Raw genomic sequence first — 26,559 nt, 5'->3', positions numbered from 1 at the left:
CAGCGCTGGCGGTCTTAACTTCAGTCTTGGTCATGGTGGCGTTCCTTCGCGGGAATCAGGTGACGTGAACAATCACCAGCCTGCCATGACCGCCCCCTCTCAGCGAATTTGCAGAACTCTCAGCACACTACCGTGAAGCAGGCTTTCGATTTGGTTGGGTGTTTCCTCCGGTCTGGTTCGGGCAAGCTCACCTTGCCCTGGACAAGGATGGGTCGCCGCAAGACGCAAGAAGGTTCAGCAGGCGGCGCAAATGCGCGCCTGCCCCTCGCCAACCGGAAGGTCAGTTTAAATTGTTTGATAAAGAAGGATTCTTCAGCCCGAATAGCGCTCGGCGAATTCGGAAATGCGTTGCACCACCGCCTTGGGGACATTGATGCCGCGCGCCTGCGCCTTCTCGGCCGCTTCGGCCCGCGCCCGGCCCGGCACGTGCACGCCAAAGCGCCGGCGCAGCCGGTCGAGCTGATCCTTCATGCGCTGTTCGAAATCCGGGTCGAGCAGCTTGGGTTCGACGGCGAGCACGAACAGGCCCGTTCCGGGGCTGTCCGGTCCGCCGCTGAACCATGGCGCGTCGAGCGACCAGTTGGCGCCCGACAGGCCAGCCGCCAGCACTTCGACCATCAGCGCGATGTTGGCGCCACGCTGGCCGCCGAAGGCCAGCATGGCGCCCTTCATGGCCGCGGCCGGATCGGTGGTCGGGTTGCCGCTGGCGTCCAGCGCCCAGCCTTCGGGGATCTTCTTGCCGTCCTCGGCCGCCTTGCGGATGTTGACGAAGGCGGTGGCGCTCGACGACTGGTCGATGACCAGCGGCGCGCCATCAGCGGCGGGTGCCGCAAACGACATCGGGTTGGTGCAATAGACCGGCTTGACCGAGCCCGAGCCTGCCAGCACCGCCGGCCCGTTGGTGGCGGCGAAGGAGACCAATCGCAATTGCGCCAGACGCCCGGTGAAATAGCCTAGTGCGCCGCAGGTATAAGCGTTCTTCTGCGAGAAGATGGCGACGCCGAACAGCCTTGCCGCCTTGGCGAGGTCGTCGATGGTGCGGTCGAAGCCGGTATGGGCGAGGCCGCCACGCGCATCGGAGAGATAGACGGCGAGCGCCGGCCTGGTGATCACGGGATCGGCATTGCCGTCGATGCGGCCGGCTTCCAGCGCTTCGAGGTAATCGATGAAATGGGTCAGCCCGACGGTCGAAAGCCCTTCCGCCTCGGCGGCAATGATCGAGGCGGTGAGCGACCTCGCCGCCTCCTCATTGGCGCCGGCGCCGAGCGCCGCCATCCGGCACAGCCCTGTTGCCTGGTCGAGAGAGAGTTGCATGGTGCGGACCCGATTGGTGGTGAGAGTGAGTAGGGAGTAGTCAGTAGGGAGTAGCGAAAGCAAGCGGTTTCCCGGTCATATGCTGACTACTCACTACTGCCTGCTCACTATTCCCTAGCCCACCTTGTTCGGTATGCGCGCCTCGATCTTGCTGAATGCAAACACCAGTATGCCGGTGATGATCATGTAGATCAGCGCCAAAAGCAGCAAGGGTTCGTAGGTGAGGTAGGTGTCCTGCCGGACCTTGGACGAGACTGCGAAGATGTCGATGACGCTGATCGTCGCCACCAGCGGCGTCGACTTCAGCTGCAGCACGGTTTCGCCGGTCAGCGTCGGCAGCGCCCGGTAGATGGCCTGCGGCAGCCAGATGCGGCGGAAAATCTTCCAGCGGCTCATGCCGAAAGCGCGGGCCGCCTCTAACTGCCCCTTCGGCACGCCGGCAAAGGCGCCGCGCATTACTTCGCCCTCATAGCCGGCGAAGGACAAGGTCAGTGCCAGCACGCCATAAGGCCAGGCTTGCCTCAGATACGGCCACATCCAGGATTCGCGGATCCAGGGAAATTGCGGAAACAGCGAGCCCAGCCCGTAATAGAGCAGCCATAGCTGGATCAGCAGCGGCGTGCCCCTGATGACGGTGCAGAATGTCCTGGCGGGCGCGGAAAACCAGAAAGAGCCGGCGGCCTGCGCGAGCCCGAGCGGCACGGCGAGCAGGAAGCCGAGAAAGCAGGTGACGGCCAGGATCCACAGCGACCGCCAGATGCCGAGAAGCCCCATTTCGTAATATTGCGGCAGCCAATCCCAGCGCATGAAGAAGGCTGCGCCGAAAACCAGCGCGATCGCGACCAGGATCAGCACGATGCGATGCGGCTGCAGCCACAGCGACGTGCGCGCGGCAGCGTTGATGATGGTCGCTTCTCCGGCCATCAGCGCGCATCCTTGAGCGACGGCATACCGCGCCGCGACCAGGCCTCGAGGCGGCCGATGAGCAGGTTGGAGACCAGCGACAAGATGAGATAGAGCACGCCCGCGGCGAAAAAGAAGGTGAAATAGGCTTTGGTGACGCCCGCCGCCTGCCGCGTCGCCAGCGCCAGTTCGTAAAAGCCGACGACTGCCAGAAGGGCCGTATCCTTGGTGGCGATCAGCCACAGATTGGCGAGCCCGGGTATGGCGAAGGGCAGCATCGCCGGCAAGGTGATGCGCCGCAGCATGAGCCCGGGTGACATGCCATAGGCGCGAGCGGCTTCGATCTGGCCCTGCGGTATGGCCAGGATGGCGCCACGGATCACTTCGGTCGAATAGGCGCCCTGGACAAAGCCGAGCACGGCGATGCCTGCCGCAAGGCCGCTGACGTCGACGCGCTGGTAGCCCATTGCCGTCAGCGCCTGGTTAATCAGGTCTGTTCCGGCATAATAGAGCAGCAGGATCAGCACCAGTTCGGGCACGGCGCGCACGATGGTGGTGTAAACCGCCAGCAAGTCGCGTACGACCGGCCCGCCGTAAAGTTTGCCAAAGGCGCCACCGGTGCCGATCAGGAGACCAAGGACCGTGGCGCCGAGCGCGATCTCGATCGAATGGAGCAGCCCAAGCAACAGCGTGCCGCCCCAGCCCGGCGGATTGGGCGAGAGAAGTTCTATGATGCCGGCCGCCGAGGCCGAAAGAAGTGCGTCGATCAGCGTCGCCCCCGGATTGCTGGCTTCAACCACCGCCGACGGCAGCGTCGGTGGCAGCATGTCTGGGAAAGGTCGGGCAGGAGGGGCATGGCGTTGGCGCCGTGCCCCTCAGCTCATGCGAGGATCGTCAGTTCGACTGCGCGCCGCCACCACCGTAAATGTCGAAATCGAAGTATTTCTTCGATATCTCGTCATATTTGCCGTTCGAGCGGATCGCCTTGATGCCGGCGTTGATCTTGGCCTTAAGGTCGGTGTCTTCCTTGCGCACGCCGGCGCCCACGCCCGGTCCGAGCACTTCATCGTCCGGAGCCACCATGCCCTTCAGATCGCAGCAGGCCTTGCCCTGGTCCGACTTCAGGAATGCGTCGAGCGCGATCGAATCCGCCTGGACGGCGTCGAGGCGGCCTGCGGCCAGATCGTTGTTGGCTTCGTCCTGCGTCTGGTATTCCTTAATCTCGGCGGCCGTGGGGCCGAAATGCTTCTTGGCATAGGCCGAATGGGTGGTCGACACCTGCACCCCGAGCACTTTGCCCTTGAGATCGTCCGGCGTGGCGCCGAATTTCTGGTCCTTCGGCCCGATGATGGCGGTCGGCGTGTTGTAGTACTTATCCGAGAAGTCGATGGTCTTCTCGCGTTCGGCGGTGATCGACATCGAACTGGCGATGACGTCGATCTTCTTGGTCGTCAGCGCCGGGATGATGCCGTCCCAGGCGACAGGCGTGATGACGCAGTCGAGCTTCTCCTCGGCGCAGACGGCGTCGATGAACTCGATTTCCCAGCCAACCCATTTGCCGGAAGCGTCCGGCGAGGTGAAGGGCGGATAGGGCTCGGCGGCGACGCCGATCTTGACCGGATCGGCCTTGGCCACGCCCATGGCGGCGACGCCGAGCAGCAGCGCTGCGGCGAATGTTTTCAGAATAGTCTTCATGTCACGACTCCCAGTTTGTTGTTGGTTCCCGGTTTTCTTCCGTCCCGGCTTCCTAGCCGATGTTGCGGATGAACTGCTTCAGCCTTTCGGATTTCGGTGCGCCGAATATCTGCTCCGGCGGCCCCTCTTCCTCGACCAGCCCGTTGCAGAGGTAGACGACATGGGTCGCGACCTCGCGGGCGAATTTCATTTCATGCGTGACCAGCACCATGGTGCGGCCCTCGTGCGCCAGGTCGCCGATCACCTTCAGCACCTCGCCAACCAGCTCCGGGTCGAGCGCCGAGGTCGGCTCGTCGAACAGCATGACGCGCGGGTTGATGGCCAGGGCGCGGGCGATCGCCGCGCGCTGCTGCTGACCGCCGGAGAGATAGGCCGGATAGACGTCGCGCTTTTCGGCGAGGCCGACGCGCGCCAAAAGCTTTTCGGCTTCCCTGATCGCCACGTCGCGTCTTACGCCCAGAACATGCACCGGAACCTCGATGACGTTCTCGATCAGCGTCATGTGGCTCCACAGGTTGAAGTTCTGGAACACCATGCCGAGCTTGGCGCGGATGCGTTCGATCTGCCGGCGGTCGGCGGGCACGGTGTGGCCGTGGCTGTCGGCCTTGAGTTTGATCTCCTCGCCATTGACGCGGATGATGCCGCTGGTCGGGTTTTCCAGGCAGTTGATGCAGCGCAGCAGCGTCGACTTGCCGGAACCCGAGCCGCCGATAATGGCGATCACCTCGCCGTCGCGCGCCGACAGCGAAACGCCTTTCAGCACATGCAGCTGGCCGAATTTCTTGTGCAGGTTCTCGACATGGATGGCTTCGGCGGCGCCGTCCTGCGCCTTGCCGGATTGGACTGCGGCGGTTCCCGCCGCGCTCACCGGGGAACCTCTGCCACAGGGTCCACGGCAGATCGTCGAACGTCTATCCGGCTAATCAACATACGCTGTAATGCCCACTCCAGACTTCAGCATGGACCCAACAGCGCGAGCCCGTCAATCCCGCTCATTACGGCACTTGCGGCCTTATTGTGCAAGTGTATAAATAGCCTCCGATGAAATTTCTTCCATTTTTTTCACCCTGAACACGGCATTGAAAAGGGCACCGATGAGCGCTTTCGGATCACAGTCCATGGCGGCGCCGTTGCGGCGCGTGCTGATGCGGTCGGCGGCCAATGCCATGCGCGGTGCCGACCGGGCTATCTGGCACTATGGCCCGGGTTTCGACCCGGCGAAAGCGGCGGCGCAGCACGCGGCTCTCGCTGAGCTGGTGACGGCGTCCGGCGCCGAAATCGAATGGATCGATGACAAGGCCGACGGGCTGTCGGATTCCGTATTCACCCACGACCCGTCGCTGATGACCGACCGCGGCGCGCTGATCCTGTCCATGGGCAAGCCATTGCGCGCCCGGGAGCCATCGCTGCATGAGGAAACCTACACACGCCTGGGTATTCCTATCCTCGGCCGCGTCGAGGCTCCCGGCCAGGTCGAAGGCGGCGATTGCGTATGGCTGGATAAAAACACGCTGGTAATCGGGCGCGGGGTGCGCTCCAACCAGGAAGGCATACAGCAGGTTTCCAACCTGCTGACGCCGCTCGGCATTTCCGTCTACGGCTTCGATCTGCCGCTGTGGCAGGGCGAGGAGGCGTGCCTGCATCTGATGTCGGTGATCAGCCCGCTGGCCGACGACCTGGCCCTGGTCTATTCACCGCTTTTGCCGGCGCCGTTCTATCAGTTGCTGAAGGCGCGCGGCATCCGGCTGGTGGAAGGCGACGCCGAAGAGTTTGCCGCGTCCAACGGCCTCAGCCTGAACGTGCTGCCGACCAGCCCGCATAAGGTCATTGCCGTCGCCGGCTTTCCCAAGACCAAGGCCGCGATGGAAGCCGCCGGCTGCACGGTTCAAATCTTCGAGGCGGATGCCCTCTGCATCGCCTGCGAAGGTGGGCCGACATGCCTGACGCGGCCCATCCTGCGGCAATGAATGAGCGCCGCAAGTTCCGCCGCGAGGGCGAGGAGCGGCGGCGGCAGGATTTGATCGACGCGACCCTGGACAGCGTGGCCGAACATGGGCTGGAGGGCGCCAGCCTGCGCACCATCGCACTGCGCGCCGGTGTCACCGCCGGGCTGATCCGGCACTATTTCCCCGGCAAGGAAGACTTGCTGCAGGAAGCGTACGCGGCGCTGATGGGCCGCATGACCGAGCAGGCGAAGGCGGCATTGCTCATGGAAGACGCCTCGCCGCGCCAGCGCCTTGCGGCCTTCGTTGCCGCCAACCTCAACGCGCCGATCATCGATGCACGCGTGTTTTCGCTCTGGGCAACCTTCATCGGCCGCGCCGGCGCGGATCCGAGCCTGGCTCGCGCCCACCGCGAAGGCTATCTCGGCTTTCGCAACGAGGTGGAAGCAGTCGTTGCCGAAGTGCTCGGCGCCGAGCAGCGCAGGCCAAACGCAAATGAGCTGCGCCGCCATGCCATCGCGATCAACGCGATCATCGACGGGCTCTGGATCGAAGGCTGTCTGGCCGCAGAGATGTTCTCGCCTGGCGAATTGGCGGGGATCGGCGTCAAAGCCATAGAGGCCGAGCTCGGCCTCGCGCCGCAAACGCAATTCCAGGAAAAGTGAGAAGCGGTTTTCCGTCCGGAATTGCGTTAAAAACAAAGAGGTAGAGCCGATCATTGTTTCCGTTGAACAGTGGTCGGCACTAACGGGAGAGAACCCATGACCACCATCGGCGAAGCCCTCATCACGCTGCTCGAAGCGCATGGCGTCGACACCGTTTTCGGCATTCCTGGCGTCCACACTGTCGAGCTTTATCGCGGGCTGGCGCGTTCAAAGATACGCCATGTCACGCCGCGTCACGAACAGGGCGCCGGCTTCATGGCCGACGGCTATGCCCGTGCCAGCGGCCGGCCGGGCGTTGCCTTTGTCATCACCGGACCGGGGCTGACCAACACCATCACCGCAATGGGCCAGGCGCGCGCCGATTCGGTGCCGATGCTGGTGATTTCGGGCGTCAACGCGATGCCGACGTTGGGAAAGGGACTGGGCTTCCTGCACGAACTGCCGGACCAGCGCGGCATGATGGAGAAGGTGGCGCTGTTTTCGCAGCGTGTCACCGAGGCCAGCGAATTGCCTGGCGCTTTGGCGCGGGCCTTCGCGCTGTTTTCGTCGTCGCGGCCGGGCCCCGTCCATATCGAGATCCCGACCGACGTCATGGTCAAACCGGCCGACGGCATCGCTGCTTCGCTCACCAATGCAGCGCCGCCGGCGCCGGATGGCGCGGCCATTGCCGAGGCAGCCAAACTGATCGCAGCCGCGCGCCGGCCGCTGATCCTTGCCGGTGGCGGCGCCAAGCGCGCCGAACAGCCATTGCAGCTTTTGGCCGAGCGGCTCGGCGCGCCTGTCGCCCAGACCGCCAATGCGCGCGGTCTGCTGCATGCACATCCGCTTTGCGTGCCGGCCAGCCCCAGCCTGAAGGCGGTGCGTGCGCTGATGGCAGACGCCGATCTGGTCATCGCCGCCGGCACCGAATTCGGCCCGACCGACTATGACGGTTACAGCGATGGCGGCTTCGTGCTGCCCGCCAATCTGATCCGCATCGATATCGGCGCCGACCAGCTCGCCCGCCGCCCGGTGAGCGTCGGCATCCAGGCCGATTGCGCGGAGGCGCTTGGCGCACTGCTTGGCGCGCTCCACCCTGATCATGCCGCGGCGAAGGACGGCGAGAGCCGCGCAGCCGCGTCGAGAAAGGCGGCCTTTGCCGAGCTCAGCCCGGCCTATGCCGCGCAGGTGCGTGCGGTGGAAACCATTCGCGACGCGCTGCCGGGCGCCATCATCGTCGGCGATTCCACCCAGCCGATCTACGCCGCCAACCTTTACTACGACCATGACCGGCCAGGCGGCTGGTTCAATGCCGCCACCGGTTTCGGCGCGCTCGGCTACGGACCACCGGCGGCGATCGGCGCAGCCCTTGCCATGCCCGGCGTGCCGGTGGTCTGCCTCACCGGCGACGGCGGCTTCCAGTTCACCTTGCCGGAGCTGGGCGCGGCGCTCGATGCACCCGCACCGGTCATCTTCGTCGTCTGGAACAACAGATGCTATCGCGAGATCGAAACGTCGATGCTCGATGTCGGCGTCGAGCCGGTCGGCGTGTCGCCGGCGCCGCCGGATTTCTGCAAGCTGGCCGAGGCCTACGGCATATCAGCCGAACGGCTTGCCGGTACTGCCGGTCTCGCCGATGCGCTCAAACGCGCACGCGCAACCAGACTGCCGCACGTCATCGAAATCACCATCGACTGACGCTTGACCGCGCGCTTTACGTCAATGCGCGGGTCAGAAGGGGGCGGTCGGCGACTTCGAGCGATGCAAAGACGCAACAACTGCCATGTCGAGATGTCGGTTGAGTGATCGTGCAAAAGGCGCGACGCTCTGCGTCGGCGCGGCACGACAAGCGACATAATCATAAGAAACGACAGGAGCGTCCAGGATGACGGAAACAGTTCAGGGCAAGCATATCGTGGTGACCGGTGGCACCGGGGCGCTGGGTGCCGCGGTCGTCGGCAAATTGCTGGCGGACGGCGCGATCTGCCATGTGCCGAATGCCCACGCGTCGGCCCCCTCGCATTTCCCCTTCGCGGCCCATGATCGCGTCCGGCTGGCGCACAATGTCGATCTCGCCGATCCTGCCAAGGTCGATGCCTTCTATGACAGCGTCCCCGAATTGTGGGCCTCCATCCATCTGGCCGGCGGCTTTGCCGCAGCCCCGGTCGAGAAGATCGAATCCGCATCCTTTGCCGAAATGATGGACACCAACGCCCGCACCGCCTTTCTGTGCTGCCGCGCGGCAGTGCGCTCCATGTTGGGCTCGAACACAGCGGGCCGCATCGTCAATGTCACGGCACGCGCCGGGCTCGACCCGCGCCGAGGCGCCGGCATGGTCGCCTATACCGCGAGCAAAGCGGCAGTGGCGGCGATGACCGTGGCGATGGCGGAAGAGCTGAAGCACAAAGGCATACTGGTCAACGCGGTGGCGCCCTCGACGCTCGATACGCCGGCCAACCGCGCCGACATGCCGGATGCCGATTTCGGCAAATGGGTCAGCCTCGAAGCCGCCGCCGAGGCAATCGCCTATCTGGCATCACCGGCCAATCTGGCAATGAGCGGAACGCTGGCGCCACTTTACGGCCGCGCCTGAAGTTCCGCCGCGCAGGCGACTCATTTGGTTTGGCTTCCGATGGCGGCCTTTGCCGACCTCGCCTGAGTCTACAGCGGAGGTTGGCCATTCAATCATGGCGTCCGCCGACGCCTCCACGGCATTAGAAGGCCTGCGACTACGTCAGGTTCGAGACGCCCGCTTCCACGACCTCGACTGCGTCGCCGATGGCGATCGCGCCGGCGTTGTTGGGAATCGCATTCTGGCCGAAGATGATGCCGCCCTTGGCGGAGCGGTGGAGTTTGCCAAGCGTCTGCAACGGCTCGCGCGGGTCCGGCTGCTCGCCGCTCAACGGATCTCGGGTGGTGATGACGCAGCGCGAGCAGGGCTTTGCGATCCGCAACTCCACCGTGCCGATGCGGATCGTCTTCCAGCTGTCTTCAGGCCATGCGCCTTCTGCGTCGACGACGATGTTTGGCCGGAACCGCGCCATCTCGATGGGCCTGGCAAGATGGCTGTTCAGATGGTTCAGCGAGCCTGTCGTGGCGATCAGCAGCGGAAAACCGTCGGCAAAGCCGACGAAATCGCCGGGCTGGCCGAATTCCGCATCGACCGGCCGGTTTTGCGGATCGTCGAAATAGACGAGATCGACAGGCCGGCCAAGAATAGCCGAGAGATAGGCGCCGGCGGCCGGATCGCCCGGCCGCGCGGCAGCCATATCCTTCCAGATCTTGACTTGCCGGAGCGCGGTGCCGGGAGCCGGAGCCTCGACGAAGTGCGAGCCATGCCTGTCATGTTTCAACAGGATGCCCGTTCCGCGATGCTCGACGTCGATCGTCGTCATATCAGGTATCTGGCGAATGGTGAGGAACTGCCCATCCTTGTCGACGACCATCCAGCGGCGGTCGCCTTCCATGCCCATTGTCTCGATGTCGGCGCTCGGCACGGCATGGCCGCGCAGGCTCTTGACCGGATAGCGATAGAGTTCGACGACCTTCATCCCGCATGCTTCTCCGTTGCCCGAAGGGCCGGACTTCCGTGTTTACGTCTGCAACGACGGCCGAGCCTACAACCGCGCGTGTGGAATTGAAGGGGTTGCACAGTCTTAGTCTAGTGCCAATCGCGCAGCCGAGCATGAAAAACCCGCGAGCCTTGCGGCCCGCGGGTTTTCTTGTTCAGGCTGCGCGCGAGGCGCAGCCGAGGCTTACGCTTGCGCGAAGCGGCTTACGCGCTGCGCGCAAAGCGGCTTAGCTGCCCTGCTTCTTCAGCGCGGCGCCAAGGATGTCGCCCAGCGAAGCGCCGGAGTCGGTAGAGCCGTACTGTGCGACGGCTTCCTTCTCTTCGGCGATTTCCAGCGCCTTGATCGAGACCTGCAGCTTGCGGGTCTTCTTGTCGAAGGCGATGACGCGGGCGTCCAGCTTCTGGCCGACCGAGAAGCGCTCGGGGCGCTGCTCGTCACGGTCACGGCTGAGGTCGTTGCGCTTGATGAAGGTCTCTATGCCGCTGTCGACCAGCCGCACTTCCAGGCCGCCATCCTTGATGCCGGTGACTTCGCAGGTGACGACCGCGTTCTTGCGCAGTTCGCCTGAAGTCGCCGCTTCGCCGACCGTATCCTTGGCCAGCTGCTTGATGCCGAGCGAGATGCGCTCCTTGTCGATGTCGACGTCGAGCACCTGCGCCTTGACCATGTCGCCGCGATTGTACTCTTCGATGACCTGCTCGCCCGGACGGGTCCAGTCGAGGTCCGAGAGGTGCACCATGCCGTCCACGTCGCCTTCAAGGCCGATGAACAGGCCGAACTCGGTCTTGTTCTTGACCTCGCCCTCGACCTGGCTGCCGACCGGATGGCTCGCGGCAAAAGCCTGCCACGGATTCTCGAGCGTCTGCTTGAGGCCGAGCGAGATGCGGCGCTTGGCCGGATCGACCTCGAGCACGACCACGTCGACTTCCTGCGTCGTCGACAGGATCTTGCCGGGGTGCACGTTCTTCTTGGTCCACGACATTTCCGAAACGTGGATGAGGCCTTCGATGCCCGGCTCCAGCTCGACGAACGCGCCGTAGTCGGTGATGTTGGTGACGGTACCCTTGATCTTCTTGCCGATCGGGAACTTGGTGCCGATCTCGGACCACGGATCGCTCTCGAGCTGCTTCATGCCGAGCGAGATGCGGTGGGTTTCCTGGTTGATGCGGATGATCTGCACCTTGACCGTCTGACCGATGTTGAGGATCTCGGTCGGGTGGTTGACGCGGCGCCATGCCATGTCGGTGACATGCAGCAGGCCATCGATGCCGCCGAGGTCGACGAACGCACCGTAATCGGTGATGTTCTTGACGACGCCTTCGACAACCTGGCCTTCTTCGAGGTTCTGCACGATTTCCGAACGCTGTTCGGCGCGGCTTTCCTCGAGCACGGTGCGGCGCGACACCACGATGTTGCCGCGGCGGCGATCCATCTTGAGGATCTCGAAGGGCTGCGGGTTGTGCATCAGCGGAGAGACATCGCGGATCGGGCGGATATCGACCTGGCTGCGCGGCAGGAAGGCCACGGCGCCGTCGAGGTCGACGGTGAAGCCGCCCTTGACCTGGTTGAAGATGACGCCTTCGACGCGCTCACCCTTGGTGAACTTCTCTTCGAGCTTGACCCAGCTCTCTTCGCGGCGGGCCTTGTCGCGCGACAGGACGGCTTCGCCCAGCGCGTTTTCGATGCGCTCGACCATGACCTCGACCGTGTCGCCGACCTTGAGCGTCGAGTCCTTGCCCTTGACGCCGAATTCCTTCAGCGGCACGCGGCCTTCGACCTTGAGGCCGACATCGATGATGGCCATGTCTTTTTCGATCGCCAGGATCGTGCCCTTGACGACCTGACCTTCGCCGGAGTGACCGGTGGTAAATGATTCTTCGAGCAGGCTCGCGAAATCGTCGCGAGTGGGATTTGCAGCTGACATATTTTCTCCTGGAGTGCCCCGCATCTGAAGCGGGACGGGCGCCGTGGGTTAGCGTTGCGTTGGCCTGCCGGCGTTCCGGGCTACAAAAGCCCTGGGCCGCCTAAGCGGCAATTCCGGCGCATGAAGAATGCTGGCAGGCTGGTTCGTGCCCGATATGGGTATTTTCTTCGCTTCCGGCAATCGGTGGAGCGGGAAAACCCTGGATCAGGCTTTGTCTCTCTTGGCCAGGGCGTCGTCGATGATCGCTTTCGCCGCCAGAAACGCGGCCTCTATAGCCATTTCGGAGGTATCAAGCAAGTGCGCGTCCGCCGCCGGCTTCAGCGGCGAGTCGGCGCGGCCCATGTCGCGCTCGTCGCGGCGCACAATATCGGCAAGAATTTCGGCGAAATCGGCGGTGCCGCCGATGCTTTCGATCTCGGCCAGCCGGCGCTGCGCCCGCACTTCGGCGCTCGCCGTCACATAGAGCTTTATGTCGGCGTCAGGGCACACAACCGTGCCGATGTCGCGCCCGTCGAGCACCGCGCCTGGCGGTGTCCTGGCGAAATCGCGCTGCTTTTCGACCAGGATGCGCCGGACGGTAGGGTAAATCGCGACCTTCGAGGCCGCCTCGCCAACCGCATGCGCCGACAGCACCGCACGGTCGAGCTTTGCCAGATCGACCTGGCGTGCGGCGGTTTCGGCTGCTGAGACATTGTCGAGTGGCAGCGCGTGCCGGATCAACGCATAGGCGACGGCGCGGTAGGTGAGGCCGGTGTCGAGCAGGTTGAGGCGGTAGTGGTCGGCCAGCCGTCGGGCCAGCGTGCCTTTGCCGGCGCCGGCGGGACCGTCGATGGCGATGGTGAAGGTCATTGGCGGGCCAACACGAAAGACAGACGCCGCGATCCTTCGCGCCCCCCTCTGTCCTGCCGGACATCTCCCCCTCCAGAGGGGAGATCAGAAGCTTCTGCGCCCCACTCTTTCCTGCAATTTCGAAAACTGGCGAAAGCCGCTGTGACGGCCGATCTCCCCCCTTGAGGGGGAGATGTCCGGCAGGACAGAGGGGGGCGCTGTCCCGCCGACATCTCTGCTTGCTTTGCGCTTGGCATCAACCTACCCGATCTCCGCACCGAGCCCCGTCATCAGACCCATGAACTCCGGGAAACTCGTCGCGATCATGGCGGCGTCGTCGATGGTCACCGGCTTTTCCGTTGCCAGCCCCATTACCAGGAAGCTCATGGCGATACGATGGTCGAGATGCGTCTGCACCGTCGTGTCCTGGCCATTGGGATGGCCGCCCAGCCCCTTGCCGCCGGGCTTTCCGCGCACCGCGAGCGAAGCTTCGCCTTCGGCGCAGTCGACGCCGTTGAGCTTCAGCCCATTGGCAACCGCTGCCAGTCGGTCGGATTCCTTCACCCGCAGCTCTTCCAGCCCCTGCATCAACGTCTCGCCCTCGGCGAAGCTCGCGGCAACCGCCAGCACCGGATATTCGTCGATCATAGACGGCGCCCGCTCGGGCGGCACGGTGACGCCCTTGAGCTCGGAGTAGCGCACGCGCAGATCGGCAACATCCTCGCCGCCGGCATTGCGCGGGTTCAAGATGTCGATCTGGCCGCCCATTTCCTGCAACGTTAGAAGCAGGCCGGTGCGGGTGGGGTTCATCAGCACGTTCTCGATGACGATGTCCGAACCCGGCACGATCAGTGCCGCGACCAGCGGGAAGCCGGCCGAGGAGGGGTCGCCGGGCACGGCGATGGTCTGCCCCGTCAATTTGCCCTGGCCCTCGATGAAGATGTGGCGCACGCCGCGCTCGTCGGTCTCGACCGAGAGATTGGCGCCAAATCCCCTAAGCATCTTTTCGGTATGATCGCGCGTCATCACCGGTTCGATCACGGTGGTGATGCCGGGCGTGTTGAGGCCTGCCAGCAGCACGGCCGACTTCACCTGCGCCGAGGCCATCGGCACGCGGTAGGTAATGGGTGCGGCGTGTTTCGGCCCATGCAGCGTGATCGGCATGCGGTCGCCCGGCGTCGCCTTCAGCACCTGCACGCCCATCTGGCGCAAGGGTTCGAGCACGCGGCCCATCGGCCGTCCCGACAGCGATGCGTCGCCGATGAAGGTCGTTTCCATGTCGTAAGTGCCGACGAGGCCCATTGTGAGGCGGGAGCCGGTACCGGCATTGCCGAAATCGAGCGGGCCTTCCGGCTGCAGCAGCGCGCCATTGCCGGTGCCGCGGATCACCCACTCGGCGCCGCGCTTCTCGATATGCGCGCCCATCGCCTTCATGGCGGCCGCCGTGCGCATCACATCCTCGCCTTCGAGCAGGCCGGTGACGCGGGTTTCGCCGGAGGCAAGGCCGCCGAACATCATGGAACGGTGCGAAATCGACTTGTCGCCCGGCACGCGAGCGGTGCCGGAAAGGGCGGATGATTTGCGGGCGGTGGCCGGCTTGGCAGCGGCGGCGTGAGACATGGAATTTCCCTGGACGGAATGCCGGCGCACCGGCGCTTTTCATTTGTTGCGGCGGTCTCGTATCACGGCGGGCACGAATGGTCATCCCCATGGTCGTCGCTTGGCGCGAGGCCTTTCAGTGCTTGGTTTTGTGACGCCGGCTTTTCGCTTTGACAGCGCGGTAAACTGTGGTTAAGGGGACCACTCTTTTACTGACGAGGCTTGACGTGGCAAAAAACGAACTTGGCACAAAGCGTGTCGACCCTGAAACGGGCCGAAAATTCTACGACCTGAACAAGGACCCTGTCGTCTCGCCCTATACGGGCAAGACGTATCCGCGTTCCTATTTCGAGGACGGCAAGATCGCCGCCCTCGAAGAGGAAGAGGAAGTGGCCGAGAAGGAAGTGGACGCCGAGGAAGAAGAAGGCGTTGAAGTCGTCTCGCTTGAAGAGGCCGACGAAGACGTCAAGGCCGGCGACGAGCTTCCCGACCTGGGCGACGACGAGGACGATGTCGATCTAGGCGACGATGAGGACGATACTTTCCTTGCCGACGAAGAGGAAGAAGACGACGACGTCGCCGACATGATCGGCGTCGGCGACGACGACGACGAAGTCTAGGAACGCTTCGAACGCATGCATTTAGCGGCGTTCACGGGCTATGATGAAAAAGCGGGCCTCGAAGGCTTGATCTTCAGGGAAGGCGGGGTTAGAAGCCGCCTGCACTAAACGGCGCGGTCCTGAAACCCGCGCCGGACCTCTCGCCGGCAACGGCGACGGCTGACTGCCGGAGTGGGGCCATAGCTCAGTTGGGAGAGCGCTTGAATGGCATTCAAGAGGTCGTCGGTTCGATCCCGATTGGCTCCACCAAACAGTCTCTTTCCGACGCTCGGTTTCGCGGCATTCATGCTTGTCGCCTGCCAGTCGGCGCCTGAACCATCATCGCCGCCGCCAGCGCCCGCACCTCAGCCCATGGCGCCTGCCGCGATCTCTGCTCCGGATGGTGCGGCGGTCCTCGATCCATCTGTGCGGGTCATGCCGCCCGGCGAAGGAGTCCCGGCCAAGTATGTCGCGTTTTCCGGCATATGGGGCGGACAGTTGGACGGGATGTATGATGGCAAGCTCGCTGTGCTGACGATTACGCGCGGCGGCAATGTCACCGCCACCTATGCCTGGGGCGATGTCGGCGACAACAAACCGGGCGTGGCCGACGGCGAAGGCAAGATTTTCGGCAACACGTTGAAACTGCGGCGCCTTCCCAATGGCGCGGACGTCAGCGCGGTCATTCAGGCGGACGGAACGCTGGCCGTCACCTATGGGCTTGCCGACCGCACCTATACGGGCACGTTCACCAAGCAGTAATCGCGAGAGCTAATCTTCCGGGGAAGCCACGGCTGGCTCCTTCCCTTGATCAATGCAGGCCGAATTCGCGCAGCAGTTCTTCGCGATAGCGCACGAAGCGGCTCTCGCTGCGCTCGCGCGGGCGTGGCAGGTCGATGTCGATCAACCGCGCCGCGCCGCCTTTCTCCTTGGGCAGGATCAGCACCCGGTCAGCCAGATAGATCGCCTCCTCCAGATCGTGGGTGACCATCACCATGGTGACGTTCTCCTCGCTCCAGATGCGCGCCAGTTCCTCCTGCATGCCGATCTTGGTCATGGCGTCCAGCGCCCCCAGCGGCTCGTCGAGCAGAAGGATTTCGGGCTGCACGGTGAGCGCCCGGGCGATGCCGACGCGCTGCGCCATGCCGCCGGAAAGCTGGCTCGGAAAAGCATCGGCGAATTCGGCAAGGCCGACCAGGGCGACGTAGAAGCGGGCGCGTTCCTCGGCCTGCCTCTTGGGAACACCGCGCACTTCGAGGCCGAACGCGACATTGCCGAGCACGCTCAGCCACGGCAGCAGCCGCGGCTCCTGGAAGATCACGGCACGCTCGGCGCCGACGCCATGCACCGGCTGGCCGTCGATCGCGACACCGCCGCTGTCGGCCGCCTCCAGCCCGGCCAGAATACGCAGCAGCGTGGTCTTGCCGGAGCCGCTGGCGCCGACAATGACCAGGCATTCCCCCGAACGAATGTCGAGGTTGAGCGTCCGCAGCACGGCAAGCTGGCGCCCGCCGAGGCTGAAGGATTTGGAGAGGTCGCGGATCGAGACCTCTCCGCCACGGTTGGAACCGGCCATCTTGTCTCTCAGCTATTTCAAAGCTCAGTTGATCTTGGTTTCGCCGGGCCGGTACAGGATGTCGGCGGCTTTCAGCTTGCCCTGGGCCAGACGGCCGTCGCGCTCCAGCACGGCGACCCAAAAGTCGATGTCGCGGTCGGTCGCCTGTGCACCTTCGCGCAGACCAAAGCCGGTCCAGTAGCGGGCGAGATCGCCGTTTTCGCCGCGCTTGTCGAGGATAGTGGCCAGCACCTTGCGGGCTTCGTCCGGGTTCTGGCGCGACCAGTCCGAGGCGCGCGCCGACTGTTCGACGAAGTTGCGCGCCGCATCCGGGTTGGCGGCAATGAAGTCGCGCCTGAGTACGACGAAGCCTCCGGCGAGTTCGCCGAGCACCTGGGTGTCGTCGAACACGCCGCGCACGCCGCCGTTGGCGACCAGCGCGCCGGCAAAGGTCGCCTGCCAGTAGCCGAGGCCGGCAATGTCGACCTGGCGCGAGCGCAGCGTCTGCTCAAGCTGCGGGCCGGGCACGACAATGAGGTTGGCGGCGGTCGGCGGCAGGCCGACGCTGTGCAGGGCCTCACGCACCGTATAGTCGAGATGAGCGCCGAGCGTGTTGACAGAGATGGTCTTGCCGGCAATGTCGGCGATCGATTTGATCGGGCTGTCTTCCAGCACGTAGAAGACGCTCTTCACATCCTTGTTGATGCCGTTGCTCGGATACGCCGCGACGAAGTCGTTGCCGCCCGAGATCGAGTTGATCACCGCTGCGGTGGCGGCCGAGCCGATGTCGACGCTGCCGGAAGACAGCGCAAACAGCGATTCCGGTCCACCCGAGGAATAGCCGACATTCTCCAGCTCGACGCCGAGCCCTTTGAAGTAGCCGAGCTCGTCGGCCAGCTCGTGCGGGGAGATGCTGCCACGGCTGGCGAGGTAGCGGAACTTGACGGCTGCGGCTTGCGCAAAGGCCAGGCGCGGCAGGCCGGCGGCGATGAGGCCGGCGGCAAGCGGCGCGCCGGCAAGCAGCGAACGGCGGGTGATTTTCATGATCGGGTCCTTGTGAGGTAAACGGTGAGGGGCGGACTGCTCAGTTGACAGGATTGCTCCAGCGACAGAGCCGCCGCTGCAGGGTGACCAATGCCTGGTTGGCGATCAGGCCAAGCCCGGCGAGGATGACGATTGCCGCAAACATCAGCGGGATCTGGAAATTGTACTGCGCGTTCATCACCTGGAAGCCGATGCCCTTGTTGGCACCTATCATCTCGGACGCGATCAGCAGCAGCAGCGCCGTGGTGGCGCTCAGCCGCAAGCCGACGAAGATCGACGGCACGGCGCCCGGCAGTACGACGCGGCGAAACACGGTGAGCCGGCTCGCACCATAGACGCGCGCCATTTCAAGCAGCTTGGGATCGACTTCCTTGACGCCGCTGGTGGTATTGAGCAGCAGCGGAAACAGCGTCGCCCAGAAGATGACGAAGATCTTCGAGGTCTCGCCAAGTCCCAAGAGCAGGATGAACACCGGGTAGAGCGCCAGTGCAGAGGTCTGCCGGAACACCTGCAGGATCGGATCGAGCGCGGTTTCGACCGGGCGCACCTGGCCCATGAACAGGCCGAGCGGAATGGCGACGGCGACGGCTGCGGCAAAGGCGATGCCGGCGCGCTGCAGGCTGATGGCGATGTCGCCGAGCAGGCTGCCGCCGGCAAGCCCCTTCCAGAGCGCTTCGACGATCATGTCGATCGGCGGCAGCACCGCCGCGTTGACCCATCCGACGCTGCTCGCCACCTGCCAGAGCGCCAGGAAGCCGGCAAGCACGCCGTAGCGCTTCAGGAAGCGAACAGCAGCCCGGCCGCCGAGGCGCAGAAAGTCGGTGCCGAGCCCGGTTTCGCCACCACCGCGGCGAACCGTGATTTGCCGATCGATGTGCTGCAACGTCATTGCTTCACCCCTTCGATGCCAAGGTCATTCGGCGGCAAGGACGGTCGAGCGGGCGACGGTCCATGGATTTTCCGGGCGCCTGAGGCCGAGATTCTCGCGCAGCGTGCGGCCTTCGTAAGCCGTGCGGAACAGGCCGCGCCGCTGCAGCTCGGGAATGACCAGGTCGACGAAATCGTCGAGCGCGCCGGGCAGCCAAGGCGGCAGGATGTTGAAGCCGTCGGCCGCCTCGCTGGTGAACCATTCCTCCAGCTGATCGGCGACCTGCGTGACGCTGCCGACGATGGTGTAGTGGCCGCGCGCCGTCGCTACCCATTGGTAAAGCTGGCGGATGCTGAAATTGTGCTCGTCGGCAATCTGCCGGATCAGCGCCTGGCGGCTCTTCATGCCTTCGGTTTCCTTGCTCGGCGGCAACGGGCCGTCGAGCGGATAGCCCCTGATGTCGAGCGTCTGGCCGGCAAGACCGTTGAGGAGCGCAACACCGTCCTCGGGCAGGATAAGGTCGTTGAGCTGTTGGTATTTGGCGCGGGCCTCGTCCTCGGTGCGGCCGACGAAGGGCGCGACGCCCGGCATGATCAGCACTTGGTCGGGATCGCGGCCGACTTCAGCCACGCGCGCCTTGATGTCGCGGTAGAATTCCTGCGCCGTCTCGAGCTTCTGATGGGCGGTGAAGATGACCTCGGCCGAGTGCGCGGCAAGCCCGCGTCCGTCTTCCGACTGCCCGGCTTGTACGACAACCGGATGCCCCTGCACCGGGCGCGGCACGTTGAGCGGACCCTTGACGCTGAAATGCTCGCCCTTGTGGTCGATGTCGTGCAATCTGTCCTTGTCGTAGAAACGGCCCGACTGCTTGTCGCGGATGAAGGCGTCATCCTCCCAGCTGTCCCACAGCGCCTTGACCGTCTCGACATGCTCATGCGCCCTGGCATAGCGCTCGGCATGGCTGGGCTGGACGTCGCGGTTGAAATTGCGTGCCGTTTCGTCGCCGGCCGAGGTCACCACGTTCCAGCCGGCGCGGCCGTTCGACAACAGGTCGAGCGAAGCGAATTTGCGCGCCAGCGTGTAAGGCTCCTCATAAGTGGTGGACGCCGTTGCGATGAAGCCGAGATGCGTCGTCAGCGGCGCCAGCGCCGCAAACAGCGTCACCGGCTCGAAGCCGGCGATCTTGGCGTTGCCGCCCTCGCGGGCGCCGAGGCCGACGGTCAGGTTGTCGGCCAGGAAATAGGCGTCGAACAGGCCGCGCTCGGCGGTCAGCGCCAGCTGCTTGTGGAACTCGAAATTGGTGGCGCCGTCGGCCGGCGCATCGGGATGACGCCAGGCGGCGATATGCTGCCCGCCGCCGGGCAGGAAAGCGCCTAGCTTGATCTGCCGCGGCCTGCTATCGGACTTGCTGGCTCGAGTCATTGCAGGCGTCCTTCTGGTCTATGCGGGATGGAATATTGCGTCGCGGATCGTGGTTTCAGGCGGCAAGGACGACGCTGTAGGGCACGCCGGCCACCCGGCATGCCTCGGCGACCGCCTGCCGGGCTCGCGCCTTGACTGCCTCTGACACCAGCACGCCATCTGCAAAGTCCTTGTCCGAGGCGTAGATCGCGGTCGGCAGGGTCTGCGCCTCGAAGAAGCCGAACAACGGCCGCAACTGGTGTTCGACGACAAGCGAATGACGCTCGCCGCCGCCTGTTGCCGCCAGGATGATCGGCTTGCCGCGCAGTGACGACGGGTCGAGCAGGTCGAAGAGGTGCTTGAACAGCCCGGTGTAGCTGCCCTTGAAGGTCGGGGAGCCGACCACCAGCACGTCGGCGCCGAGCAGCTGCTCGATAATACCGCGCGCCGCCGGATCGAGATCGCCAAGCTGTCTTGCAGGCGCAAAGGACGGGCCGAGATCCTCGATGTCGAAAACGCTCAAAGCCGAGCCGGCTCGGCTCGCCACCTCACCGGCGATGTGGCTGACGAATGCCTTCGTCTTGGACGGACGGGTCAGGTTGCCGGACAACCCCACCACCAGCTTTTTTGACATCCGAGGCTCCTTCCCGCAAACGCACTATCCGCATTAAGCCTACCGATTTTGTAGAATTAAATGAGCGAGAAGATTTCAAAACCGGGCTCTGAAGCGAATGGAGTTTGCGGTACATCGCCTTTGGTTGGTTCATTTGGCCCCAAAAGCGCCGTGGCAGATGCTGACGCGACCGCACAAGGCATCGCCGGGGGCCATGGCCTTGGTCCTTTGCGCACTGATGGGTATCGTCGCGAAACCGTCAAGGGCCGGCCGCATTGACACTGCGTTGTGTGAGTGTCGATTGAACCCGATCGCGTGGGCGACGAAGTAGGCAACTGGAATCAAAGAACAGGATGCGCGCATGAAGAAGATCGGCTTTCTTTCCTTCGGCCATTGGTCGCCCTCGACGCAATCGCAGACGCGCTCGGCGTCCGACGCGCTGCTGCAGTCGATCGACCTGGCCGTCGCCGCCGAGGAGCTGGGCGCGGACGGCGCCTATTTCCGCGTCCATCATTTTGCCCGCCAGCTCGCTTCGCCGTTTCCGCTTCTGGCCGCGGTCGGCGCCCGCACCAGCCGCATCGAGATCGGCACCGCCGTCATCGACATGCGCTATGAGAATCCGCTGTATATGGCCGAGGATGCGGGTGCTGCCGACCTGATCGCCGGTGGCCGGCTGCAGCTTGGCATCAGCCGCGGTTCGCCGGAGCAGGTGATCGACGGCTGGCGCTACTTCGGCTACGTGCCGCAGGACGGCAAAAGCGATGCCGACATGGCGCGCAACCATGCCGAGGTGTTTCTGGACGTGCTGCGCGGCGAAGGTTTCGCGCAACCCAATCCGCGGCCGATGTTCCCCAATCCTCCGGGAATGCTGCGGCTCGAGCCATTCTCGGCCGGCCTGCGCGACCGGATCTGGTGGGGTGCCGCTACCAACGCCACCGCCGAATGGGCGGGCAAGCTCGGCATGAACCTGCAAAGTTCAACGCTGAAGTTCGATGAGAGCGGCCAGCCGCTCCACATCCAGCAGGCCGAACAGATCCGCGCTTATCGCGCGGCGTGGAAGGAGGCCGGCCATGCGCGCGAGCCGCGCGTGTCGGTCAGCCGCAGCATCTTTGCGCTGGTGAACGACCGCGACCGCGCCTATTTCGGCGGCGGCAGCAGCGAAGATCATTTCGGCTATATCGAGCCTGAGAAGCTTGCCGTCTTCGGCCGCTCCTATGCCGCCGAGCCCGATGTGCTGATCGATCAGCTGAAAGAGGACGAAGCGATCGCCGAGGCCGACACGCTGCTTCTGACCGTCCCCAACCAGCTCGGCGTCGAGTACAACGCCCACGTTATCGAGGCGATCCTGAAGCACGTCGCGCCGGCTCTGGGCTGGCGCTGACAAGAGCGCCAGCCGCCCGGCAAACAAAGAGATAGACCGTTTCGCCGGCAAACGGTGAAACGCTCTAAGGGACGAGGCGGCTAGGCATCCGCCTTGAAGGTCTGCTTCTGCTGGCCGAGCCCCGCGATGCCCAGTTCCACCACATCGCCGGGCTTCAGGAACACCGGCGGCTTCATGCCGAGACCGACGCCGGGCGGGGTGCCGGTGGAGATGATGTCGCCGGGGTGGAGCGACATGAACTGGCTGAGATAGGAAACGAGATAGGCGACGCCGTAGACCATGGTCCTGGTCGAGCCGTTCTGCATCGTCTTGCCGTTGACCGTCAGCCACATTTTGAGGTTCTGCGGATCGGCAACCTCGTCCTTGGTGACAAGCCACGGCCCGGTCGGACCGAACGTGTCGCAGCTCTTGCCCTTGGTCCACTGGCCCTGGCGCTCGGCCTGGAAGGCTCGCTCGGACACGTCATGGGCAACGGCATAGCCGGCGACATAATCCAGCGCCTCGGCTTCGCTGACATATTTGGCTTTTCTGCCGATGACCACGGCGAGTTCAACCTCCCAGTCGGTCTTTTCCGAACCGCGCGGGATCAGCACGTCGTCGTCGGGACCGACAATGGCCGAGCTTGCCTTCATGAAGATGATCGGCTCCGGCGGCACGGTGGCGCCGGTTTCGGCGGCATGGTCGGAATAATTCAGGCCGATGCAGATGAACTTGCCCGTGCCTGCGACGCAGGCGCCGAGGCGCGGCTTGCCGGAAACCGCCGGCAGCGAGTTCGGATCGAGCTTCGACAATGTCTCGAGCGACGCCGGATCGAGCGCCTTGCCGGCAATGTCGGTGACATGACCCGAAAGATCGCGGATCGTTCCATCCGCATCGAGCAGGCCGGGGCGTTCGCTCCCTATCTCGCCATAGCGCAGCAGTTTCATCTTGCTCTCCAAATTGCGGCCCAAGGCCGTTTTCAACTCACTCTGCCAAAGCGACGAGGACTGGCCGACTCTGGCTAACGGATCCGACCTGGGGCAAGCCGGACTTTAGGACTGGTCGACCCGGAACCTGCGTATCGAGACTATGCTCAGATCGACCAGCCGCCGTCGATATTATAGGCCTGCCCCGAGGTGTAAGTGGCGCCGGCGAGGTAGACGGCAAGGTCGGCGATTTCCTCGGGGGTGCCGAGACGGCCCATCGGCTGGCGGGCGATGAAGGCCGCCCGGGCGGCGTCATAGTCGCCCTGCGCATGCATGCGGTCCTGCAGCGACGGGCTTTCGACTGTGCCGGGGCAGATGGCGTTGCAGCGAATGCCCTTGGCCACATAGTCGGCGGCGACCGCCTTGGTCAGGCCGATCACGGCCGCCTTGGTGACGCCGTAGGCGAACCGGTTGGGCACACCCTTCCCGGCGCCGGCGACGGACGACATGTTGATGATCGAGCCATCGCCGCGCTCCAGCATGCCGGGCAGTACGGCCCGAATGGTGCGGATCATGGCGCGGACATTGAGGTTGAAGGCGAAATCGAGATCGGCGTCCTTCATCTCGAGGATAGACCCGGAATGGACGAAGCCGGCGCAGTTGAACAGCACGTCGACGCGGCCGATTTCGGCGAAGCCGGATGCCACCGCATCGTCGTTGAGAACGTCGAGCTTGCGGGTCTTGATGCCGGAGGTCTTGGCGAGTTCGGCCAGCAGCGCCTCGTTGATGTCGGTGGCGTGCACGATGGCACCTGCCTTGGCGAAGGCCAATGCGCTCGCTCTGCCGATGCCTTGTGCCGCCGCGGTGACGACAACGACCTTGCCTGCTAGATCCGCCATGCGTTTCTCCTCGCCCTCTTTGGCCACTGCTCGGCCCGATTTACTGCCGGCTGACTGGGGCGTCCCGTGCCAGACAGGCGCGACTATGCGGCCTGCACAATCCATCAGTCCTTAAATAACAAATGTTTTTTCTGGTTAAAGAACACATGTCCAAGCGTCAAGCCCGAACGCGATCACCTTCGCGACGGCCGATGTAATACACATCGCTTGCTCTGATGCAACAACATGTATGACAACCGGACAACGAGTCACGCTACCATGGTTCACTCAAGCACAGCACGTTTCAGGCGGCATTAGTCGCCGTATGGCACCCAGACGTTCTTCACTTCGACGGCGCGGCGCAACAGGGCATCGCCGGCGGCCTCGTCGGAGGCCCAGTCGAGGCTGCGGCCGTTGCCGGTCCAGACGCGCTTGAGATTGCCGACGGAATCGGCCTCCGCCCTCGCGCAAGTGTCGGCGTCGGCGAACAGCCAGAGCCCGTCGACATCGTCATGCTTGGCCAGCACGCCGGCAAGCTCCGCCGTGCGGCCGGTGACGATGTTGATGGCGCCGGCCGGAACGTCGGAATATTCGATCACCTGGTAGAGATCGGTGGCGAGCAGCGGGTATTTTTCCGACGGCACGGCCACCACGGTATTGCCCATGGCAAGCGCAGGTGCGGTCAGGGAGATGAAGCCAAGCAGCGGCGCGCTGTCCGGGGCGACGACGCCGACGACGCCGACCGGCTCGTGCAGCGCCAGCGTGACGGCGCGGGCCGGTGGCTGATGCACCCTGCCCTCGAACTTGTCGGCAAGGCCGGCATAGAGGAAGAGCCGCTCGATGGACTGTTCTACTTCCTCCCGCGCGGCCTTGGCGTTGGCGCCGGTCAGTTCGGTCAAGCGTGCGGTAAATTCGCCGATTCGGCCGGACAGGTTTTCTGCGAGATAATAGAGCACCTGGGAACGGTTGTAGGCGGTCGCTTCCGGCCAGGCCTTGCAGGCGCGGGCGGCGGCAACGGCGTCGCGGATGTCCTTGCGGCTGCCGAGACCGACTTCGCCGGCCAGCTTGCCCATGGCAGTGGCGACAGAAAGCGAATAATTACCATCGGGCCGCACCTGCTTGCCGCCGATGAACAGTTTGGCCGTACGATCGATGGCGCCGCCATCCGATTGCTCGACGGGTTGCGCCGAAGAGGTCGCCGGCTTGATCACGGGACCAAGCGGCAGTTTTGCCGAGAGATATTCGAACATGCCCTCGCGCCCGCCCTCGCGGCCAAAGCCGCTTTCGCGATAGCCGCCGAAGCCGCAGGCGGCGTCGAACATGTTGGTGCCGTTGACCCAGACGACGCCGGCCTTCAATTGCGGCGCGACATGCAGCGCGAGATTGATGTTTTCGCTCCACACCGAGGCGGCCAGCCCATAGCGCGTGTTGTTGGCAAGCTCGATCGCTTCCTCGGTGTTGCGGAAGGTCATGGTGGCCAGAACCGGACCGAACACCTCTTCCTGCGCCAATATATTTGACGGCGAAACACCGGTGGCGAGCGTCGGCAGGTGGTAGTAGCCGGAAGACGGCAGAACGGCATCCGGCTGCCAGCAGACGGCGCCCTGTCTCGCGCCTTCGGCGACCAGGCCCTTGACGCGGTCCAGTTGCGTCAAATCGACCAGCGGTCCGATATCGGTGTTCTTGTCGAGCGGGCTGCCGACGCGAAGCCGGCTCATCCTGACCTTGACCTTGGCAATCAGGGCATCGGCTATGCCTTCCTGCACCAGAAGCCGCGACCCGGCACAACAGACCTGGCCCTGGTTGAACCAGATACCATCGACCAGCCCTTCGACGGCGCTATCGAGATCGGCGTCCTCGAAGACGATGAAGGCCGATTTGCCGCCAAGCTCCAATGACAGCTTCTTGCCCGATCCAGCCGTGGCTTTCCTGATGATCTTGCCGACTTCCGAGGAGCCGGTGAAGGCGATCTTCTGGACGCCGGGATGGTTGACGATGGCGACGCCCGCTTCAGGTCCACCCTGGACGATGTTGACGACTCCCTTCGGCACGCCGGCGCGCTCGCAGATCTCGGCGAACAGGATGGCCGTGAGCGGCGTGAACTCGGCCGGCTTCAGCACCACCGTGCAGCCGGCGGCGAGCGCCGGCGCGATCTTCCAGGCCAACATCAGCAGCGGGAAATTCCACGGAATGATCTGGCCGACGACACCGACGCCCTTGTGGCCGGGGAAATCCTTGTCTAGAGCCTGCGCCCAGCCGGCGTGATGGATGAAATGGCGGATGGCCAGCGGCACGTCGATGTCGCGGCTTTCGCGGATCGGCTTGCCATTGTCGATTGACTCAAGCACTGCGAACAGGCGCTGATGACGCTGCATCGCGCGGCCAATGGCGTAAAGCACTTTTGCGCGCTGGTAGCCCGAGGATGCCGACCATTTCGGTAAGGCCTTGGTGGCTGCGGCGACGGCTGCGTCGATATCGGCGGCGCCGGCATCGGAGATCTTGGCCAGCAGCTTGCCGGCTGAGGGTTCGCTGGTCTCGAAGGTCTTGCCGCCGCCTGATGCCTTCCAACCGCCGTCGATGAACAGCGCCTTGCCGAAATCGCGTCCGGCAAGCCAGGCATCGGCCTCGGTGCGGGCTTCCGGCGCCGGGCCGTATTCCATGGCGTGATAGCGTTCGAGAATGTTCATGACGCGCTCCAGATAATCGTCTTGGCAGGCACTCTGTGGCGCCCCCCTCTGTCCTGCCGGACATCTCCCCCACAAGGAGGGAGATTAGCCTTCGCGCCTGTCGGCTCTGAAACGTCGACAATTGGCGAAATCGCCGACGTTAGCCAAACTCCCCCCAAGTGGGGGAGATGTCCGGCAGGACAGAGGGAGGCGCGAAGGAACTCGAC

Annotated in this window: 25 protein-coding genes and 1 tRNA gene; 8 read left to right on the top strand and 18 right to left on the bottom strand. The window is 64.2% G+C overall.

The window, feature by feature from the left end; genetic code table 11:
- Positions 1 to 312: 312 nt before the first annotated feature.
- The 6 genes from NKI15_RS02645 to NKI15_RS02620 all read right to left on the bottom strand — a co-directional run bounded on the left by NKI15_RS02645 (position 313) and on the right by NKI15_RS02620 (position 5,080).
- Positions 313 to 1,314 (bottom strand): Ldh family oxidoreductase, encoded by a 1,002-nt coding sequence (locus NKI15_RS02645; protein ID WP_023742305.1) that lies wholly within the window; start codon positions 1,312 to 1,314, stop codon positions 313 to 315.
- Between the two features lie 114 nt (positions 1,315 to 1,428).
- The gene (locus NKI15_RS02640) at positions 1,429 to 2,238 is read right to left on the bottom strand and encodes an ABC transporter permease (RefSeq protein ID WP_023725951.1); all 810 of its coding nucleotides are present in this window, start codon (positions 2,236 to 2,238) and stop codon (positions 1,429 to 1,431) included.
- A complete protein-coding gene (locus NKI15_RS02635) occupies positions 2,238 to 2,903 on the bottom strand; it encodes an ABC transporter permease (protein ID WP_032893169.1) in 666 nt (221 codons plus the stop codon). The genes NKI15_RS02640 and NKI15_RS02635 overlap by 1 nt, the downstream gene beginning before the upstream one ends.
- Positions 2,904 to 3,111: 208 nt before the next feature.
- Positions 3,112 to 3,912, bottom strand: coding sequence for a transporter substrate-binding domain-containing protein (locus tag NKI15_RS02630; protein ID WP_023742304.1), 801 nt, complete (start codon positions 3,910 to 3,912; stop codon positions 3,112 to 3,114).
- 52 nt (positions 3,913 to 3,964) lie between these two features.
- The gene (locus NKI15_RS02625; protein ID WP_023742303.1) at positions 3,965 to 4,780 is read right to left on the bottom strand and encodes an ABC transporter ATP-binding protein; all 816 of its coding nucleotides are present in this window, start codon (positions 4,778 to 4,780) and stop codon (positions 3,965 to 3,967) included.
- A 144-nt stretch (positions 4,781 to 4,924) separates the two neighbouring features.
- Positions 4,925 to 5,080 (bottom strand): hypothetical protein, encoded by a 156-nt coding sequence (locus NKI15_RS02620; RefSeq protein ID WP_196813766.1) that lies wholly within the window; start codon positions 5,078 to 5,080, stop codon positions 4,925 to 4,927.
- On the opposite strand from NKI15_RS02620, the gene NKI15_RS02615 reads away from it, so the two are divergent.
- The 4 genes from NKI15_RS02615 to NKI15_RS02600 all read left to right on the top strand — a co-directional run bounded on the left by NKI15_RS02615 (position 5,007) and on the right by NKI15_RS02600 (position 9,092).
- Complete coding sequence (locus NKI15_RS02615) at positions 5,007 to 5,879, top strand: dimethylarginine dimethylaminohydrolase family protein (RefSeq protein ID WP_023742302.1); 873 nt, start codon at positions 5,007 to 5,009, stop codon at positions 5,877 to 5,879. The two genes, NKI15_RS02620 and NKI15_RS02615, sit on opposite strands and share 74 nt — an antisense overlap.
- Entirely contained in the window at positions 5,849 to 6,520 is a 672-nt protein-coding gene (locus tag NKI15_RS02610; RefSeq protein WP_023671320.1) for a TetR family transcriptional regulator C-terminal domain-containing protein, read from the top strand. The genes NKI15_RS02615 and NKI15_RS02610 overlap by 31 nt, the downstream gene beginning before the upstream one ends.
- Positions 6,521 to 6,616: 96 nt before the next feature.
- Positions 6,617 to 8,197 (top strand): 5-guanidino-2-oxopentanoate decarboxylase, encoded by a 1,581-nt coding sequence (locus NKI15_RS02605; RefSeq protein ID WP_023689217.1) that lies wholly within the window; start codon positions 6,617 to 6,619, stop codon positions 8,195 to 8,197.
- A gap of 187 nt (positions 8,198 to 8,384) precedes the next feature.
- A complete protein-coding gene (locus tag NKI15_RS02600) occupies positions 8,385 to 9,092 on the top strand; it encodes an SDR family NAD(P)-dependent oxidoreductase (protein ID WP_023671318.1) in 708 nt (235 codons plus the stop codon).
- 136 nt (positions 9,093 to 9,228) lie between these two features.
- Here NKI15_RS02600 and NKI15_RS02595 read toward each other — a convergent pair whose 3' ends face one another.
- The 4 genes from NKI15_RS02595 to aroA form a co-directional block, all read right to left on the bottom strand.
- A complete protein-coding gene (locus NKI15_RS02595; protein ID WP_023689216.1) occupies positions 9,229 to 10,050 on the bottom strand; it encodes an MOSC domain-containing protein in 822 nt (273 codons plus the stop codon).
- A gap of 247 nt (positions 10,051 to 10,297) precedes the next feature.
- Positions 10,298 to 11,995, bottom strand: coding sequence for a 30S ribosomal protein S1 (gene rpsA / locus NKI15_RS02590; RefSeq protein ID WP_023671316.1), 1,698 nt, complete (start codon positions 11,993 to 11,995; stop codon positions 10,298 to 10,300).
- A gap of 204 nt (positions 11,996 to 12,199) precedes the next feature.
- The gene (cmk, locus tag NKI15_RS02585) at positions 12,200 to 12,844 is read right to left on the bottom strand and encodes a (d)CMP kinase (RefSeq protein ID WP_023671315.1); all 645 of its coding nucleotides are present in this window, start codon (positions 12,842 to 12,844) and stop codon (positions 12,200 to 12,202) included.
- Positions 12,845 to 13,084: 240 nt separating this feature from the next.
- Complete coding sequence (gene aroA / locus NKI15_RS02580) at positions 13,085 to 14,443, bottom strand: 3-phosphoshikimate 1-carboxyvinyltransferase (protein ID WP_023671314.1); 1,359 nt, start codon at positions 14,441 to 14,443, stop codon at positions 13,085 to 13,087.
- 206 nt (positions 14,444 to 14,649) lie between these two features.
- Between aroA and NKI15_RS02575 the strand changes: the two genes are divergently transcribed.
- The 3 genes from NKI15_RS02575 to NKI15_RS02565 all read left to right on the top strand — a co-directional run bounded on the left by NKI15_RS02575 (position 14,650) and on the right by NKI15_RS02565 (position 15,783).
- Positions 14,650 to 15,042 (top strand): TIGR02300 family protein, encoded by a 393-nt coding sequence (locus NKI15_RS02575; protein ID WP_023671313.1) that lies wholly within the window; start codon positions 14,650 to 14,652, stop codon positions 15,040 to 15,042.
- 173 nt (positions 15,043 to 15,215) lie between these two features.
- Positions 15,216 to 15,291: transfer RNA gene (locus NKI15_RS02570), tRNA-Ala, on the top strand.
- 102 nt (positions 15,292 to 15,393) lie between these two features.
- Positions 15,394 to 15,783 (top strand): hypothetical protein, encoded by a 390-nt coding sequence (locus NKI15_RS02565; protein ID WP_023693130.1) that lies wholly within the window; start codon positions 15,394 to 15,396, stop codon positions 15,781 to 15,783.
- Between the two features lie 49 nt (positions 15,784 to 15,832).
- On the opposite strand, the gene NKI15_RS02560 is transcribed toward NKI15_RS02565, so the two are convergent.
- From NKI15_RS02560 to msuE, 5 genes are read right to left on the bottom strand one after another with little or no spacing between them, the layout of a single operon-like run.
- Positions 15,833 to 16,597 carry an ABC transporter ATP-binding protein gene (locus tag NKI15_RS02560; RefSeq protein ID WP_023671311.1) on the bottom strand — a complete coding sequence of 255 codons (765 nt, stop codon included), beginning with the start codon at positions 16,595 to 16,597 and terminating at the stop codon, positions 15,833 to 15,835.
- 24 nt (positions 16,598 to 16,621) lie between these two features.
- A complete protein-coding gene (locus NKI15_RS02555; RefSeq protein WP_352460356.1) occupies positions 16,622 to 17,620 on the bottom strand; it encodes an ABC transporter substrate-binding protein in 999 nt (332 codons plus the stop codon).
- 40 nt (positions 17,621 to 17,660) lie between these two features.
- On the bottom strand, positions 17,661 to 18,509 hold the full coding sequence (locus NKI15_RS02550; protein ID WP_023695916.1) for an ABC transporter permease: 849 nt from the start codon (positions 18,507 to 18,509) through the stop codon (positions 17,661 to 17,663).
- 24 nt (positions 18,510 to 18,533) lie between these two features.
- On the bottom strand, positions 18,534 to 19,910 hold the full coding sequence (locus NKI15_RS02545; protein WP_023683544.1) for an LLM class flavin-dependent oxidoreductase: 1,377 nt from the start codon (positions 19,908 to 19,910) through the stop codon (positions 18,534 to 18,536).
- 55 nt (positions 19,911 to 19,965) lie between these two features.
- Positions 19,966 to 20,523 carry an FMN reductase gene (msuE, locus tag NKI15_RS02540; protein ID WP_023832570.1) on the bottom strand — a complete coding sequence of 186 codons (558 nt, stop codon included), beginning with the start codon at positions 20,521 to 20,523 and terminating at the stop codon, positions 19,966 to 19,968.
- 340 nt (positions 20,524 to 20,863) lie between these two features.
- Here msuE and NKI15_RS02535 point away from each other — a divergent pair, with 340 nt between their 5' ends.
- Positions 20,864 to 21,883, top strand: coding sequence for an LLM class flavin-dependent oxidoreductase (locus NKI15_RS02535; RefSeq protein ID WP_352515085.1), 1,020 nt, complete (start codon positions 20,864 to 20,866; stop codon positions 21,881 to 21,883).
- An 80-nt stretch (positions 21,884 to 21,963) separates the two neighbouring features.
- Here the strand turns inward: NKI15_RS02535 and NKI15_RS02530 are convergent, their stop codons facing one another.
- The 3 genes from NKI15_RS02530 to NKI15_RS02520 all read right to left on the bottom strand — a co-directional run bounded on the left by NKI15_RS02530 (position 21,964) and on the right by NKI15_RS02520 (position 26,353).
- Positions 21,964 to 22,809, bottom strand: a complete 846-nt coding sequence (locus tag NKI15_RS02530) for a fumarylacetoacetate hydrolase family protein (RefSeq protein ID WP_352515086.1) — start codon at positions 22,807 to 22,809, stop codon at positions 21,964 to 21,966.
- Between the two features lie 146 nt (positions 22,810 to 22,955).
- The gene (locus tag NKI15_RS02525) at positions 22,956 to 23,687 is read right to left on the bottom strand and encodes an SDR family oxidoreductase (protein WP_352515087.1); all 732 of its coding nucleotides are present in this window, start codon (positions 23,685 to 23,687) and stop codon (positions 22,956 to 22,958) included.
- 293 nt (positions 23,688 to 23,980) lie between these two features.
- Complete coding sequence (locus NKI15_RS02520; protein ID WP_352515088.1) at positions 23,981 to 26,353, bottom strand: aldehyde dehydrogenase family protein; 2,373 nt, start codon at positions 26,351 to 26,353, stop codon at positions 23,981 to 23,983.
- Between the last annotated feature and the right edge of the window lie 206 nt (positions 26,354 to 26,559).

Origin of the sequence: Mesorhizobium sp. M0862 (assembly GCF_040319795.1) — a bacterium.
Classification (GTDB): domain Bacteria; phylum Pseudomonadota; class Alphaproteobacteria; order Rhizobiales; family Rhizobiaceae; genus Mesorhizobium.
This window is presented reverse-complemented; position numbering and strand designations above follow the sequence as displayed.

Coding starts and splice junctions, on each gene's coding strand:
- NKI15_RS02645 (WP_023742305.1), bottom strand. CDS start 1,314: ATGCAACTCTCTCTCGACCAGGCAACAGGGCTGTGCCGGATGGCGGCG.
- NKI15_RS02640 (WP_023725951.1), bottom strand. CDS start 2,238: ATGGCCGGAGAAGCGACCATCATCAACGCTGCCGCGCGCACGTCGCTG.
- NKI15_RS02630 (WP_023742304.1), bottom strand. CDS start 3,912: ATGAAGACTATTCTGAAAACATTCGCCGCAGCGCTGCTGCTCGGCGTC.
- NKI15_RS02615 (WP_023742302.1), top strand. CDS start 5,007: ATGAGCGCTTTCGGATCACAGTCCATGGCGGCGCCGTTGCGGCGCGTG.
- NKI15_RS02620 (WP_196813766.1), bottom strand. CDS start 5,080: ATGGCATTGGCCGCCGACCGCATCAGCACGCGCCGCAACGGCGCCGCC.
- NKI15_RS02610 (WP_023671320.1), top strand. CDS start 5,849: ATGCCTGACGCGGCCCATCCTGCGGCAATGAATGAGCGCCGCAAGTTC.
- NKI15_RS02605 (WP_023689217.1), top strand. CDS start 6,617: ATGACCACCATCGGCGAAGCCCTCATCACGCTGCTCGAAGCGCATGGC.
- NKI15_RS02600 (WP_023671318.1), top strand. CDS start 8,385: ATGACGGAAACAGTTCAGGGCAAGCATATCGTGGTGACCGGTGGCACC.
- NKI15_RS02595 (WP_023689216.1), bottom strand. CDS start 10,050: ATGAAGGTCGTCGAACTCTATCGCTATCCGGTCAAGAGCCTGCGCGGC.
- rpsA (WP_023671316.1), bottom strand. CDS start 11,995: ATGTCAGCTGCAAATCCCACTCGCGACGATTTCGCGAGCCTGCTCGAA.
- cmk (WP_023671315.1), bottom strand. CDS start 12,844: ATGACCTTCACCATCGCCATCGACGGTCCCGCCGGCGCCGGCAAAGGC.
- aroA (WP_023671314.1), bottom strand. CDS start 14,443: ATGTCTCACGCCGCCGCTGCCAAGCCGGCCACCGCCCGCAAATCATCC.
- NKI15_RS02565 (WP_023693130.1), top strand. CDS start 15,394: ATGGCGCCTGCCGCGATCTCTGCTCCGGATGGTGCGGCGGTCCTCGAT.
- NKI15_RS02560 (WP_023671311.1), bottom strand. CDS start 16,597: ATGGCCGGTTCCAACCGTGGCGGAGAGGTCTCGATCCGCGACCTCTCC.
- NKI15_RS02555 (WP_352460356.1), bottom strand. CDS start 17,620: ATGAAAATCACCCGCCGTTCGCTGCTTGCCGGCGCGCCGCTTGCCGCC.
- NKI15_RS02550 (WP_023695916.1), bottom strand. CDS start 18,509: ATGACGTTGCAGCACATCGATCGGCAAATCACGGTTCGCCGCGGTGGT.
- NKI15_RS02545 (WP_023683544.1), bottom strand. CDS start 19,910: ATGACTCGAGCCAGCAAGTCCGATAGCAGGCCGCGGCAGATCAAGCTA.
- msuE (WP_023832570.1), bottom strand. CDS start 20,523: ATGTCAAAAAAGCTGGTGGTGGGGTTGTCCGGCAACCTGACCCGTCCG.
- NKI15_RS02535 (WP_352515085.1), top strand. CDS start 20,864: ATGAAGAAGATCGGCTTTCTTTCCTTCGGCCATTGGTCGCCCTCGACG.
- NKI15_RS02530 (WP_352515086.1), bottom strand. CDS start 22,809: ATGAAACTGCTGCGCTATGGCGAGATAGGGAGCGAACGCCCCGGCCTG.
- NKI15_RS02525 (WP_352515087.1), bottom strand. CDS start 23,687: ATGGCGGATCTAGCAGGCAAGGTCGTTGTCGTCACCGCGGCGGCACAA.
- NKI15_RS02520 (WP_352515088.1), bottom strand. CDS start 26,353: ATGAACATTCTCGAACGCTATCACGCCATGGAATACGGCCCGGCGCCG.